This window comes from Pseudoclavibacter sp. VKM Ac-2888, from assembly GCF_015351285.1.
Taxonomy (GTDB): domain Bacteria; phylum Actinomycetota; class Actinomycetes; order Actinomycetales; family Microbacteriaceae; genus Pseudoclavibacter.
On sequence record NZ_JADKSM010000001.1, the window covers coordinates 1,397,738 to 1,410,239 of the forward strand.

13 protein-coding genes and 1 tRNA gene are annotated in these 12,502 nt (G+C 68.5%); 5 read left to right on the forward strand and 9 right to left on the reverse strand.

Annotated elements, in window-relative coordinates:
* Positions 1–79 precede the first annotated feature (79 nt).
* Positions 80–1,168, reverse strand: a complete 1,089-nt coding sequence (locus ITJ61_RS06705) for a GNAT family N-acetyltransferase (RefSeq protein ID WP_194685839.1) — start codon at positions 1,166–1,168, stop codon at positions 80–82.
* A gap of 101 nt (positions 1,169–1,269) precedes the next feature.
* The gene (locus tag ITJ61_RS06710) at positions 1,270–2,040 is read right to left on the reverse strand and encodes an alpha/beta fold hydrolase (RefSeq protein WP_194685840.1); all 771 of its coding nucleotides are present in this window, start codon (positions 2,038–2,040) and stop codon (positions 1,270–1,272) included.
* A gap of 156 nt (positions 2,041–2,196) precedes the next feature.
* Between ITJ61_RS06710 and ITJ61_RS06715 the strand changes: the two genes are divergently transcribed.
* The 3 genes from ITJ61_RS06715 to ITJ61_RS06725 all read left to right on the forward strand — a co-directional run bounded on the left by ITJ61_RS06715 (position 2,197) and on the right by ITJ61_RS06725 (position 5,295).
* Positions 2,197–3,006 (forward strand): siderophore-interacting protein, encoded by an 810-nt coding sequence (locus ITJ61_RS06715; protein ID WP_194685841.1) that lies wholly within the window; start codon positions 2,197–2,199, stop codon positions 3,004–3,006.
* A 370-nt stretch (positions 3,007–3,376) separates the two neighbouring features.
* Positions 3,377–3,580 (forward strand): cold-shock protein, encoded by a 204-nt coding sequence (locus ITJ61_RS06720; protein ID WP_068478769.1) that lies wholly within the window; start codon positions 3,377–3,379, stop codon positions 3,578–3,580.
* Positions 3,581–4,092: 512 nt separating this feature from the next.
* Complete coding sequence (locus ITJ61_RS06725) at positions 4,093–5,295, forward strand: TetR/AcrR family transcriptional regulator (RefSeq protein WP_194685842.1); 1,203 nt, start codon at positions 4,093–4,095, stop codon at positions 5,293–5,295.
* A gap of 73 nt (positions 5,296–5,368) precedes the next feature.
* Here ITJ61_RS06725 and ITJ61_RS06730 read toward each other — a convergent pair whose 3' ends face one another.
* From ITJ61_RS06730 to ITJ61_RS06745, 4 genes are all read right to left on the reverse strand, one after another.
* Positions 5,369–5,818, reverse strand: a complete 450-nt coding sequence (locus ITJ61_RS06730) for a DUF1622 domain-containing protein (protein ID WP_194685843.1) — start codon at positions 5,816–5,818, stop codon at positions 5,369–5,371.
* An 8-nt stretch (positions 5,819–5,826) separates the two neighbouring features.
* Entirely contained in the window at positions 5,827–7,032 is a 1,206-nt protein-coding gene (locus ITJ61_RS06735; RefSeq protein ID WP_323744310.1) for an MFS transporter, read from the reverse strand.
* A 78-nt stretch (positions 7,033–7,110) separates the two neighbouring features.
* The gene (locus ITJ61_RS06740; RefSeq protein WP_104299293.1) at positions 7,111–8,412 is read right to left on the reverse strand and encodes a heparan-alpha-glucosaminide N-acetyltransferase domain-containing protein; all 1,302 of its coding nucleotides are present in this window, start codon (positions 8,410–8,412) and stop codon (positions 7,111–7,113) included.
* A gap of 56 nt (positions 8,413–8,468) precedes the next feature.
* Positions 8,469–8,819 carry a DUF2200 domain-containing protein gene (locus tag ITJ61_RS06745; RefSeq protein ID WP_104241802.1) on the reverse strand — a complete coding sequence of 117 codons (351 nt, stop codon included), beginning with the start codon at positions 8,817–8,819 and terminating at the stop codon, positions 8,469–8,471.
* Between the two features lie 97 nt (positions 8,820–8,916).
* Here ITJ61_RS06745 and ITJ61_RS06750 point away from each other — a divergent pair, with 97 nt between their 5' ends.
* Positions 8,917–9,567, forward strand: coding sequence for an NADPH-dependent F420 reductase (locus tag ITJ61_RS06750; protein WP_194685844.1), 651 nt, complete (start codon positions 8,917–8,919; stop codon positions 9,565–9,567).
* A gap of 38 nt (positions 9,568–9,605) precedes the next feature.
* Here the strand turns inward: ITJ61_RS06750 and ITJ61_RS06755 are convergent, their stop codons facing one another.
* Positions 9,606–9,881 (reverse strand): hypothetical protein, encoded by a 276-nt coding sequence (locus ITJ61_RS06755; RefSeq protein ID WP_194685845.1) that lies wholly within the window; start codon positions 9,879–9,881, stop codon positions 9,606–9,608.
* A gap of 520 nt (positions 9,882–10,401) precedes the next feature.
* Positions 10,402–10,477: transfer RNA gene (locus ITJ61_RS06760), tRNA-Ala, on the reverse strand.
* A gap of 254 nt (positions 10,478–10,731) precedes the next feature.
* Between ITJ61_RS06760 and ITJ61_RS20235 the strand changes: the two genes are divergently transcribed.
* Positions 10,732–11,502 carry a helix-turn-helix transcriptional regulator gene (locus ITJ61_RS20235; RefSeq protein ID WP_194685846.1) on the forward strand — a complete coding sequence of 257 codons (771 nt, stop codon included), beginning with the start codon at positions 10,732–10,734 and terminating at the stop codon, positions 11,500–11,502.
* 41 nt (positions 11,503–11,543) lie between these two features.
* Here the strand turns inward: ITJ61_RS20235 and ITJ61_RS06770 are convergent, their stop codons facing one another.
* Positions 11,544–12,470: a hypothetical protein gene (locus ITJ61_RS06770; RefSeq protein WP_104241810.1), complete on the reverse strand. Its 927-nt coding sequence runs from the start codon at positions 12,468–12,470 to the stop codon at positions 11,544–11,546.
* Positions 12,471–12,502: the final 32 nt, after the last annotated feature.

Sequence of the window (12,502 nt, forward strand, 5' to 3'; positions counted from 1 at the left end):
CATCGAAGTGCTCGTACCGCGGCATGGTCCGCTCCTCTTGGCTGTGGCTGAGAGATCCTGCCTCAGCAGTCTAGGAGCGTCAGATCTCCAGAGCTGGGGAGGCCTGCAGGTCGTAGCCGAACGCGTAGAGATGTACGACGACTCCGGGGGCGACCTCCTTGGGCCCCTCCCGGTCGGTGAGGTGCACGAAGCCGAGCCGCTCGTACAGGCGGTGGGCGCCGAGCATCTCCGGGCCACTGTTCATGACGACCCGCGACGCTCCCCGATCCCGCCCGAGGGCGATGACGTGGCCCGCGAGCGTCTGTCCGATGCCGCGCCCGCGCGCCTCGGGGGCTACGGCGAGCATCCTGAAGTCGAGCTCGCCCTGCCTTGCGAGCTGCGAGATCCGCTGCCCTGGTCGTGGCGTCCAGACGGATCCGAGGATCGTTCCGGTCGCGATGTCCTCGGCAACCCAGACCTCGTCTTCGCTGGCTCGGCTCGCGGCGTCCCGCAGGTCCTCGGCGTAGCTCGCCGTGACCACGTAGTCGTTGCTGTACGCGCGCTCGGTGAGGCGCCCGACCAGCTCGACCTCGTCGTGCCGAACCAGGCGGAGGCGAACGCCTTCGGTCTGCGTGAGGTCGTAGCGGTAGGCGAGCTCGGCTCCGAACGTCTCATCGTCAGTGTCGCGCCCTTTGACCCGCGAGAAGCCGACTCGTTCCGCCAGCCGCCGCGCCTGCGAGTTCGAGACGCCGACATCGAGCACTGCCGCGCGGGCACCGCTCCGCCGGGCGAGGTCGAGAGCGGCGTGGACAAGCGCGTCTGCGACCCCCGCGCCGCGAGCTTCGGGGGCGACGGCGGTGAAGCGCAGCTCCGCCTCGTCACCGCGGGCGAGACGCGCCGGTTCGGTGCCGGCGCGCAGCAGCGTCGAGGTTCCAAGGATCTCGGGAGCGCCGTGCTCGGGTTCGTCCGTGACGGCGACGAGCACGGTCCCGGCTTCGCTGCGGGCGGCGACGCCGAGTTCGGCTGCCCGGCGGGACTCGCGCCAGCGCTCATTGCCGTGCCCGCCCGAGTCGAACGATCGAACCGTGAGTGCCCCGATGGCGGCGAATTCGTCCGCTCGGGCCTCTCGAACGGTGAAGGTGCCAGGGTTCGTGTTCGTGTGGGGATCGACGCTTGGTGCGACGCTCATAGACCATCCAATACTTCTCCGGGCAAGCCGCGCCCGCATGTGCAACTGTCCAGCATACGACGCCGGAGGCACACGCGCGGCGGCACGGGACCGCTCTGGAGTCAGCGCTCGTCGTCGTCAGGCGCGATGATGCGGTGCGAACCGGTCGCCGGATGCGCGGCCCTGGCCCGCACGGAGGCGAACTGGCTCTCGACGATGTCGGCGACGACGGCGATCGACTGCTCATCGAAGCGGTCGTGCTGCCCCTCGGCGACTTCCTGCGCGTCGACGTGGCGCAACCACGACGTGGTGGCGCTGACCGACGATGGTGTGTAGCCGTTCGTCTCGGCCACAGCACCGCCGAACAGGAACGCGACGGGAACACGGAGACCCGCGAGGGCGTCGCGTGAGGAGGAGCCATCGTCGTCGGCCAGCTGAGCGTCGCCGAGGCCGCCGTTGACGAGGACGAGGGCTCCGACACGTTCCGGGTGGGCGGCGGCGACCGCGACGGCGAGGTCCGCGCCCCTCTCCGTGCCGACGAGCACCGCTCGCTCGACGGAGAAGTGGTCCATCAGCTCGACGACCGCGTGCGCGGTCGTGTCTCTCGCCGCTCTCGAACGCTGCGGCCAGCCCAGATCGTCGATGGACGGCGCCAGGACGTGTGCATCCGGGAGGAGCCCGGCGAGCGTCTCGGCCGTGGCACCATGCGGCTCCCCGAGCAGCAGGAGATTGTCGTGCTTGCGTCCCTCTCTGGAGACGCGGACCAGCACTCCGACGCTGCCGCCGGTGAGGTCGACGCTGAGCCCTCTTGGCCGGATCGAATGCGGTTCCGCCTTGGCGGAGCCGAGTGGTCGCAGCGCGCGAACGGGAGCGTCTGCCTCGTCACCCGTCATGCGATCCACTCCTTCGCTGGCTCTCAATGCTACGCACCCTCGCTCCAGCGTAGACGCGGCACCGTGTGCACCGCGGACAGCGCACCTCTCGGATCCACCCACTGGCCCAGCTGCACCCCCGCGACTAAGGTAAACCTAACTTACGAAGGAGCGACCATGTCGAACATCACCACCACGCACGCCGCGAGCGGTCTCGTCAGGTCGCGCCTCGCGGCCAGAGAGCGCGTGAGCGAGCACGTCGTGCGCGTGACGCTGGAGGGCGATGACTTCGCCCGCTTCCAAGGCCTCGGCTTCGACCAGTGGTTCCGCCTGCTGCTCCCCCAGCAGGACGAGACCGTCTTCGATCGCGTGCACGACCGCATCGACTTCAAGGGCTACCTCAAATACCTGCTCATCTCGCAGTCCACGCGCCCCGCCATCCGCAACTACACCGTGCGCGAGTTCCGCCAAGCCCAACGACAGCTCGACATCGACGTGATCGTGCACGGCGACGCCGGCATCGCCGGCCCATGGGCTCGCGACGCACAGATCGGCGCACCCGTCGCGCTCATCGACCAGGGCTGCGGATTCGCGCCACCAGCATCCACCGACTGGCAGCTGCTGGTCGCCGACGAGACCGGGATGCCCGCGATCGTCGGCATCCTCCGCGACCTGCCGAGGACAGCCCGCGGGCACGCGATCGTGGAGATCCCATCTCAAGGGGACGCGCAGCCCGTGGAACTGCCTTCGGGATTCACGCTCGACTGGGTGACACGCCCGGACGGGGCTCGCCCTGGCCAGACGGCGCTGCAGGCAGCACGAGACACCCGACTCGAGGGCTCGACGCCCTACGCCTTCGCCGTCGGCGAGTCGCAGCTCGCGACCGGCGTCCGCCGACACCTGGTCAGAGACCTCGCCGTACCGAAGACCCAGGTGACCTTCGCCGGCTACTGGAAACTCGGCCGCAGCGAAGCCGCGCAGGCCTGACCGAACGGTGGAAATCGAGTGCGTGACCCCGCGTGACTTTTCCGCGAGAAAACACCTTCGATTGCGGGCGCGGAGCGTGATAGCGTTGGTTTCACGCGCTGAGCGTCGGGAAGCCGTCCAGTAGCACCGCAGTTAACACGGGTCGAGCGCGCGCCCCATCCGAATCGGAACTGCCCCCAGACAGCACCGAGCCCAAGAACTTATCCACCCCTAATCTTTGCTCTCCTACGGCGCCGTGGAAGAGCAGCCCGAATCGTCACAGATTCGGCAGCGCATTCCTGCGCGAAATAAACCGTGCCTAATAAGCACAGATCCGTTCGCGGATCACCCGCCCGAAGTACGGGCTGCATAACAATGAAGGAAGAAAAACATGGCAACTGGCATCGTGAAGTGGTTCAACGCAGACAAGGGCTACGGCTTCATCGCTCCGGACGACGGAACGCCCGACGTCTTCGCGCACCACTCCGCAATCGACGTCCAGGGTTTCCGCACGCTTGAAGAGAACCAGCGCGTGGAGTTCGATGTGACCCAGGGACCCAAGGGTCTCCAGGCCGAGAGCATCCGCCCGCTCTAAATACAGGCTCTCAGCGGTCCCCGTCCTCTGACGGGATGACCACGCACAACGAGTGCGACCTTCGGGTCGCACTCGTTTTGTCTGTCCCGGCGAGTGCATCCCGTTGACCACTCACCACGAATGACCCCGCGGTTCGCAAAGCAGAAGCCGACTTCACCTCGCCCGCAGCCTCCGATCTGTCAACGACGACGATCGCGGCGAACCCAGTGTGCCCCCTTGGTGAAGTGGGAGAGCAGAGCACTCGCCTCACCGACGCGGAATGGGCAGTTCCGTCTGCTCGCGCTGGCGGCTGGCGGCGCTTCTGGCTCCCGCCACCGAGGCCAGACACGATCCGCGTGAGGGCGGCATTCGTCGTTCACGGGGAGTCCTCCCCCGTGAGCCGAAGATCTGGTGTGTTCCAGGGTCGACTGGCAGGGAGGAAGGTATCCTTCTTGGGCGAGGCGCGGACCCCCGACCGCGAAATGCCTCGTTCACTACCAGCACCAGACCTCGAACGGAGCAACACTCCCTCCATGACCACTCCCCCCACGTGGCCTCATACCCCAGTCGTCCGCCCCAAGGACCGCAAGCAGCGCATCGAGTCCGCCGCCACTCAGGCATTCGCCCTGCGCGGCTACCACCAGGTGAGCATGAGCGACGTGGCAGCGTCGGTCGGCATCTCGGCCCCCGCCCTCTACCGTCACTTCGCGAACAAGTACGACCTCTTCAAGCACACGGCGTTCGGCATCGTCGACGCGGTCGAGACGGCCACCGACGACGCGGCAGAGAGCGCAGCGGTCATCGGCGCTCCCCCGGCCGAGCAGTCCTCTGCGCTGATCAGCGCGACGCTGGACAGCCTCATCAAGCGCCGCGGCACCGGAGAGATCATCCGCTGGGAGTCCCGCTACCTCGAGCCCGCCGACCGCGCGTCCGTCGACCAGCGCCTCGCCAAGGTCTACGGTCGCTTCTCGACAGTGCTCAAGGAACTGCGCCCGAACCTGCGTACCGAGGACGCCGCCTTGCAGAGTCGTGCGGCCTTCGCCGTGCTCGCGAGCGTCTCGATGCACCGCACCAGCATCTCGTCGGCCGCCGCCGACTACCTCCGTGCGGCTGCCCAGCGCGCCTTCGAGGCAGAGCTGCCCGAGATCGAGTCCTACGTCGCTCCCGCAGCGACCGGAATCCCTTCCACGGCGAAGCGCGAGCAGATCGTCGCCCGGTCCATCGAGCTCTTCTTCGCGCGCGGATACAACCTCGTGAGCATCGAGGAGATCGGCGGTGCCGTCGGTATCACCGCCTCCGGCGTGTACCGGCACTTCGAGAGCAAGAGCGGCATCCTCGCCGCTGCGTGCTCACGTGCCGCCGAGTACCTCGGCCAGGTGACCCGCGAGGTCTTCGCCGCCGTCGACAGCCACGAAGCCGCGCTCGATGGCCTGATCGACGCCTACGTGGAAGCCCAGCTCGCGCACCACCGGCTGCTGCAGGTCTACATCGCCGAGTCGACGAACCTCGGCGACGACGAGCGGGAGCGTCTCATCGCGCTCCAGCGCGACCACGTCGAGGAGTGGGCAGGACTCCTGCGCGCCGTGAAGCCGCAGTTCTCCGCCTCGGAAGCGCGCTGCGTCGCGCACGCCGGATTCCACGTCGTGGACTCCCTCGGGCGAGTGCTCGCCTGGCAGGACACGCCGAGCAACCGAGCGCGCGTCGCCCACATGCTCCGCGCGGTCCTCGACGTCTGACGTTCGAGCACACCACGAGCCGTGGCCCGCCCCGTCCAGGGTGCGGGCCACATTCGTCTCTCGACCCGGCACCTCAGACGACGGTGCGCCCCTCACCGGCCCCGGTCGCACCTGCAGACTCGGGACGGCCTGCCGCTCTGACCTGGTCCGCCAGCAGCTGTGCGCCGCTCGTGGTGAGAGCACGGCGCCACGGCAGCACACCCTCGATCTCGATCTGGATGGACATGCTCAGCACCGTTCGGATCACGACGATGAGTCCCAGGATGAGAGCGTCCTCAAGCGAGGGCTTCGACGTGATCGTGCGGACGAGGTCGGCGGCAACGAGCACCTCCAGTCCGAGCAGGATGCCAGCTCCGAGCGAGGTGCGGAGCGTCGCGAGGGCGACCTTGCCGCCCTTCCCTCGCACGAGCGCCACCACGGCGAGCACCACCGCGATGACGATGCCGATGACGATGGCCGACGCGCCTAGCGCCTCGACGACGACCGCGACGATCTCGAACACCTGGTCCATGGATTGCTGCATGCCTGCTCCTAGGAGGTCGGATCTGATCGGCGAGTGCGCCCCGCGAGAACGCCTGCGCATAGGAACGCCACGACTCCGGCGATCGGAACCACGATAAGCCCGACGCGGAGCGACGTCGCGTCGGCGAGCAGGCCGACGAGGGGCGGTGCGGCGAGGAAGCCGAGGCGCATGAGCCACGACACCAACGTGATGGCCGTGCCCGGCTTGAACCCTGGCAGCTCATCAGCCGCATGCAGGGCCGCGGGCACCAGCGTGGCAATTCCGAGACCAGCGGCCGCGAAGCCCGCGATCGTCCCCCCGACGCTCGGGAACAGCAGCGCGACGCCCATTCCGAGCGCGGTCACGAGGCCACCCGCCTGCGCGACCCGCCGCTCGCCGAAGCGATCGACGAGCCGGTCCCCGAGCATCCGCCCCACGAACTGCGCCCCGACGAGCGCGATGAAGCCGAAGGCCGCGAGCGCCTGCGGGGCCTCGAGCGAACCGGACAGGTAGAGCGCCGCCCAGGTGCTGCCCGAATCCTCGACGACCGAGCCCGCCACGGTGAGCAGCACGAGCGCGAGCAGCACCAGGTACTTCGCCGAACCGCCGCGAGCGGATGCCCCGGCCTTGACGACCCTGATCCCCGCCGTCGTGACCTCGACGTCGTCGTGCTCCGGGCCGGGGATCATCCACCGGTAGGCGAGGACCGCGACGAGCGTGAACAGGGCGCCGCTGACGCCGAGGTGCAGCGGGAGCGGCACCTGGAGCGCCACCGCGGCGGCTCCCATGAGGCCGCCGAGCACGGCCCCGATCGACCAGATCGCATGGAAGCCGTTGATGATGGAGCGCCCGAAGCGACGCTGGACCCGCAGCCCGTGCGAGTTCTGCGCCACGTCAGTGAGTGCATCCGCCGCCCCACCGAACGCGAAGGCGGCCGCCAGCAGCAGTCCGTTGGGGGCGAAGCTCGCGGCGAACAGTGCGACGCTCGTGATGGCCGTGCCGGCCACGGCGAGACGCGATGACCAGAAGCGACGGATGAGCGCTGCGGCCGCCAGCCCCGCGAGAAGGGCCCCGCTCGGGTAGGCGGCGACGACGAGCCCGAACTCGACGTTGCTCAGCGCGAGCTCGGCCTTCAGCCCCGGATAGCGTGGCAGCAGATTCGCGAAGAGCGCCCCGTTGGTGAGGAACATGGCCGCGACTGCGATGCGCGCGCGCCGGTCTACCCGGGAGGTCACTCCCCGACCGCGATGTCATGGTTCTTGCTGAGCATGCAGCAATCCAAGCACAGCGCGAGCAGTACTCGCGGCGCTGGCTCATTCCACCGTCTGCGAGGCGCGGGGCGCCGCGAGGGCCGCGAACCGCTGGCCGGTCCAGGTCACGGCCGCCTCCAGCGGGCCGCGCCGCTGCCACCAGAAGAAGACCGCACCGACAGCCAGGGCCCCCGCCACGTGGATCAGCCAGATCGGGGCGCTCGAGACGAGCCAGAACAGCTCGGGGGCCTCCGCGAGCCACCCTCCGCTGACGAGGGTCGTGTAGGTCACACCCGCGACGACCACATGCAGCGCGTAGATGGTGAGCGGTGTTGCCCCAGCGCCCAGCGCGGGTCCGAGCACGCGGATGGCCGTGTCGCCGAGTCGGAGGCAGACAGCCAGGCACAGGCCGATCGCGATGAGCGAGGTGCCGGCTGTGATAGCGAGATCGAACGTCGTTCCCGAGTGCGGCGCGGGTGAGGCGAGGAACCAGCTGCTCTCCGTCGGCGTGGTGCCGAACGCCGCCGAGTAGAAGAGCTCGGAGGCCTGCGCCCCCGTGCCTGTCGAGGCACCGATCGAGTTGAGGCCGCCGAAGGGGCCCGCCAGCAGCATGCTGATGCCGACTCCGACCAGCGCGAGGAGCGCGCCGACTGCCGTGAGTCCGAGGCTCAGCTGCAGGATCGTGCCTCGTTCTCGGGCCGCCAGCAGCATCCGCCCGACCACCATGCCGACGATCGCGTAGACCACCCAGGTGAGCACGGGGTAGGTACCCGTCACGAAGAGTCCGCGGAGCAGCTCGAGCGGATGTGCCAGGTCGAACCAGTTCGGCGTTCCGAGCTCAGAGCCCACGTTGAGCGGCGCCCGCAGCAGCATGGAGAGGAAGGGCCACAGGCCCGCCCACGCGGTCGCGACCATGAGCAGGGAGAGGTTCGAGAGCCGCAGCAGTGGGACGAGGAGCCAGAAGACGAGCCCGTAGTAGACGAGGATCACGGCGATCGGTGTGGGGACGAGACCCAGCGTCATGCCGATCAGCATGAGGGCGAGGCCGCGCCCGAAGACGTTGAGGGCCGCGGCGCCGAACGCTCGGCGCTCGCGCTGTCGCTGCGTCGTCAGCACGACCCCGATGCCTGCGAGCACGGCGAACAGGGCTGCGGCCTTGCCGCCGAGGAACGCGGCCAGCGCCGGCGTCGAACCGTCGGCGTTCGTGACCCAGACGTGGGTCGCCATCATGCCGATGAGCGCGAGGAACCTCGCAAGGTCCAGGCCGGAGATGCGTCCGCCGCGCCGAGAGCCCGCGCCGCCCCCGATCCGCCGGCGACCGAGAGAGGAGGTGGCCGGGTTGCCTGCGGGGTTCGGGGCGCTCACACCCTCACGCTACCGGCAGAGGGCACCGCGCCGCACACCGCAGACGGGTACGGGCCTCAGGCGCGGAGGATCTTCTCCATCGCCTTGCCCTTGGCCAGCTCGTCGACGAGCTTGTCGAGGTAGCGGATCTCCTGCATGAGGGGCTCCTCGATCTCCTCGACGCGGATGCCGCAGACGACCCCGGTGATGAGCGACCGCTTGGGCTGCATGAGCGGCGCATCGCGGAAGAACGCCTCGAAGTCGACGCGCGTCTCGATCGTGCCACCGAGCTGCTCTTCGCTGTAGCCGGTGAGCCAGCGGATGATCTCGTCGACCTCGGCCTTGGTGCGTCCTTTGCGCTCCGCCTTCGCCACGTAGTGGGGGTAGACGTCCGCGAACGCGGTTCCGTAGATGCGATGCCCGGCCATGTCAGCTCCTCCGTGTCGTCGCGATCCTACCGGCGTCACATGCCGTCACCCGGTGTCATCTCGGAAGAGCCGCCACCCTCCGCGAGTTGTCTCGAGCATGACAACTCTTGGAATCATCGGAGCAGGGAACATCGGCAGCCAGGTCGCGCGCAAGGCGATCGAGGCGGGCTACGACGTGGTCATCGGCAACTCGCGCGGACCGGAGACGCTCGCCGCGCTGGTGGCGGAGCTCGGACCGAATGCCCGCGCAGCGACCGCGCTCGACGTTGCGGAGGCCGCCGACGTCGCGGTCGTGACGGTGCCGCTGCACGCGTACCAGAGCATCCCCGTCGACGCCCTCGCCGGCAAGATCGTGCTCGACACCAACAACTACTACCCGCAGCGCGACGGCAGCATCGCCGAGCTCGACGATGAGTCGACCACAACTGCCGAGCTCCTCCAGGCGCACCTGCCCGGATCACGCGTCGTCAAGGCCTTCAACCACATCGCCGCGGCCGACATCACGGCCGACGCTCGCCCAGCGGGTTCCGATTCGCGTCGCGCGCTCGTCGCGGCGAGCGACAGCGACGAGGCGCTGGAGTTCGCGCGCGGTCTCTACGACCAGTTCGGGTTCGACACCGTTGCGCTCATCCCGCTCTCGGAGGGCTGGCGCATCCAGCGAGACACCCCGGGTTACGGAGCGAAGGCGTCCGAGGCGGAGCTGCGGGACCTGGTCGCGGCCGCCAAGCGGTATCGCGAGACCGCCTGAGCGCATCCGACCGGCGCTGGCCGTCCTGACTCGTGCACTCAGCCCGGCTCGCGCATCGCGCGTGCCGGAGCGGCCTCTGCTCCGCCTCGAGCCTGGGTGCCGACCTGGCGTGGTGCCGCGTAGCTGAGCCGCGCGATCTCCGCGCTGCCGTCCAGGTTGCAGGACTCGACGAGCACGGTCACCCCGGCGAGCACCCGAGTCGGCATCAGCGCCGGAATGCGCCCGTCCCCCAACGCGCGCAGGAGGCGGCGCGTCGCACGACGTACCGCATAGGTCTCCAGCAGCGAGCCGCCTTCCCTCAGGGCTGCCGCCACTGCCCGCACCGTCGGCGCCTCGATTCGATGCCCGACGAGTCCCTCACGGGTGGCACGCGCTGCGCCCTTCCATGCGCGCCGCGTCCCCGCGCCAAGAACCAACGTCCGAATGCCTCCCTGGTGACGAACGTCGAGCAGGGACAGCGGCGCAAGGACTCGCTGAAAACTGCAGCGCTGATCCACATCTTCCCCCTCGAACGATCAGAGACTAGCGAAGCGCAGCCGGGACGCAGCCGCGCTCCATCAGACCGGCGGTATTCGCGTCGAAAATGCACCAATTCGCAATGCTCTGGTCGTATTTGGGGTGGCATTCCCGGCAAGCGCGCCGTCGGCAGAGAGGACGATCCAAGAACCCCGACGGCTCGTGCTGGCCGCACGGGTCACCGCGGAGGTGGGTGCCCGAGGCACACCAACGCGGCAGCTCAAAGATCGGAACTCATGCCCACCCAGAACCACGTCCGCGGAGACCGGACAGCAGCAGACAAAGAAGCCCGCCGGAGACCGGCGGGCTTCTTGTGTCTGGTGGACCTAAGGAGATTCGAACTCCTGACCTCCTCGATGCGAACGAGGCGCGCTACCAACTGCGCCATAGGCCCTGACGAACGGAAACTCTACCACCAGGCGCCCGACACCGCCAATCTCGCGGGCGCCCGACGGTCGACCATGAGCACAGCGCCGACCAGCCATCACTCCTCGGCATCGCCAAAAGATGAGCTCGCAAGCGCAGAATTCCTGTACGCTTCTTGACTTCGCATGTAAGAGCGTTGGAACGGTCCGAGCATGTGTAGCATGTCAGATTATGCACACCGCCGGACCGCTGCCCACATGGCAACCTGACCCTCGCACCCTCGTGCTCAAACCAGATACCTCGCCTCCTGCGTCGCTGCTTCCCGCGGCGACAGCGGCGCCCCGGCAGGAATCCGGCCAGCCACTCGAGTGGGGACCTCACTCCCACCCCGTCAGCCAGCTCCTCTCCGTGCAACGTGGAGTCCTGAAGCTCATCGTCGAACGAAGCGCCTGGGTCGTGCCGCCGCACTTCGCCGTCTGGGTCCCGGCGGGCACACCCCACACGAGCCGCGCATCGGCGCAGTGCGAATTCCAGGCAACATTCTTCTCGGAGCGCGAATCGTACCTCCGACCGCGCGAAGCGTACGGGGTCACCGTCACACCCCTGCTCCACGAGCTCCTCACACGACTCGCGGCCGAGGGCATCTCGCAGGTGCAGCGTCGCAACATCGAACGAGTCCTGTTCGACAACCTCGACCCGGCCAGCCACGATCTCCGGGTCCGCATGCCTCGTGACCGGCGCATCGTCCCCATCGCGGATGCGCTCAGGGCACAACCGGGTGACCGCACGTCGCTCGAGGAGTGGGCCCTCTCCCTCGAGGTCAGCAGCAAAACGCTGGCGCGCATCTTCCAGAACGAGACGGGCGTCTCCTTCCACAGTTGGCGCCAGATGGTCCGAGTGCAGTCCGCGCTCGAGCAGCTCTCGAACGGGTCGAGCGTCGCCCTCGTGGCACGCTCGCTCGGCTACGCGCAGACGAGCACCTTCATCGATGCCTTCCGACGTGTCCTCGATGTCACGCCTGGCCACTACCGCGCGCGGGCCCTCACCGTCTGAGCGCCTTCCGGACGCGCGAAGCAGCGGAACCGCAGCGGCGGCTAGTCGCCGTTCGGGGCCGACGTGAAGTTGGGCCCACCGGTTGGCTTCGGCTCGGGCTTCGGATCCTTGGAGGGCTCAGGAGCGGACGTCTGCGAGGGTGCTGGCGCCTGAGTCAGCTGAGGCGCCTCCGTTGCGGGCGGCTGGGTCGCTGCGGAACTCGTCGGAGCTGGGGCGGCCGTCGTGGGCGCCGGTGGAACGTACGTCCTCCGGTTCCCGAAGTGCTCGGCGCGCGCGTCACCGACAACCTGGGGGATCTCGATGACGGCAGACACGAGCGCCGTGAGGTCCTGCCCGTCCGCATTCTCCCGAACGATCGCGATCAGCTCGGCCAGGCGCTCGTCGGTCTCGTACTCGGACTGGACGTATTCCTCGACCTGCGTCTCGGCGGCCGTCGCGACGCGCTGCGAGTATTCCGATACGAAGTACGGCACGGCCGCCTCCATCGTCGTGGCAGCACCGGCGGCATCATTCACGTTGATCTGCTCACGAGCTTCGGTCAGCATGTCGCCCATCTTCGTCTTCGACTCATCCGTGACGAGGCCGTTCGACATGACATAGGCGGGCTCGATGGCATCGACCTGCGCGCTGACCGCGAGCGTCTCGGCGCTCAGCACCACAACGGCTGGCTGGTCGGGAGCAGCGGTGGAGGCCGCGAGGGATTCCTTGCGGACCGTCGCGAAGGAGCCGATCGCAACGGGGATGACGACGACCACGACGAGGAGCGCGACCGCCGCGACGAACCAGCTCACGCGAGCAGCGGACGGCGCCGCCCGGAACCGTGCGAAGGGGCCGCCGAGCACCAGGCGCGCATTCGTCGCGCCAGTGCGGTCAAGCGTCTCGTCGCCCGCCGCGAAGATTCCGTTCGGCACATCGATCGATGCGTTGTCGGTCAGCGCGAAAGGATCGCCGTCTACTGGTGAAGCCATGATCCGACCACACTAGTGGATAGGGCGCGAAG

What these genes read in the sequence shown, in the direction of transcription:
- ITJ61_RS06705 (WP_194685839.1), bottom strand. Translation starts at nt 1,168, where the DNA reads ATGAGCGTCGCACCAAGCGTCGATCCCCACACGAACACGAACCCTGGC.
- ITJ61_RS06710 (WP_194685840.1), bottom strand. Translation starts at nt 2,040, where the DNA reads ATGACGGGTGACGAGGCAGACGCTCCCGTTCGCGCGCTGCGACCACTC.
- ITJ61_RS06715 (WP_194685841.1), top strand. Translation starts at nt 2,197, where the DNA reads ATGTCGAACATCACCACCACGCACGCCGCGAGCGGTCTCGTCAGGTCG.
- ITJ61_RS06720 (WP_068478769.1), top strand. Translation starts at nt 3,377, where the DNA reads ATGGCAACTGGCATCGTGAAGTGGTTCAACGCAGACAAGGGCTACGGC.
- ITJ61_RS06725 (WP_194685842.1), top strand. Translation starts at nt 4,093, where the DNA reads ATGACCACTCCCCCCACGTGGCCTCATACCCCAGTCGTCCGCCCCAAG.
- ITJ61_RS06730 (WP_194685843.1), bottom strand. Translation starts at nt 5,818, where the DNA reads ATGCAGCAATCCATGGACCAGGTGTTCGAGATCGTCGCGGTCGTCGTC.
- ITJ61_RS06745 (WP_104241802.1), bottom strand. Translation starts at nt 8,819, where the DNA reads ATGGCCGGGCATCGCATCTACGGAACCGCGTTCGCGGACGTCTACCCC.
- ITJ61_RS06750 (WP_194685844.1), top strand. Translation starts at nt 8,917, where the DNA reads ATGACAACTCTTGGAATCATCGGAGCAGGGAACATCGGCAGCCAGGTC.
- ITJ61_RS06770 (WP_104241810.1), bottom strand. Translation starts at nt 12,470, where the DNA reads ATGGCTTCACCAGTAGACGGCGATCCTTTCGCGCTGACCGACAACGCA.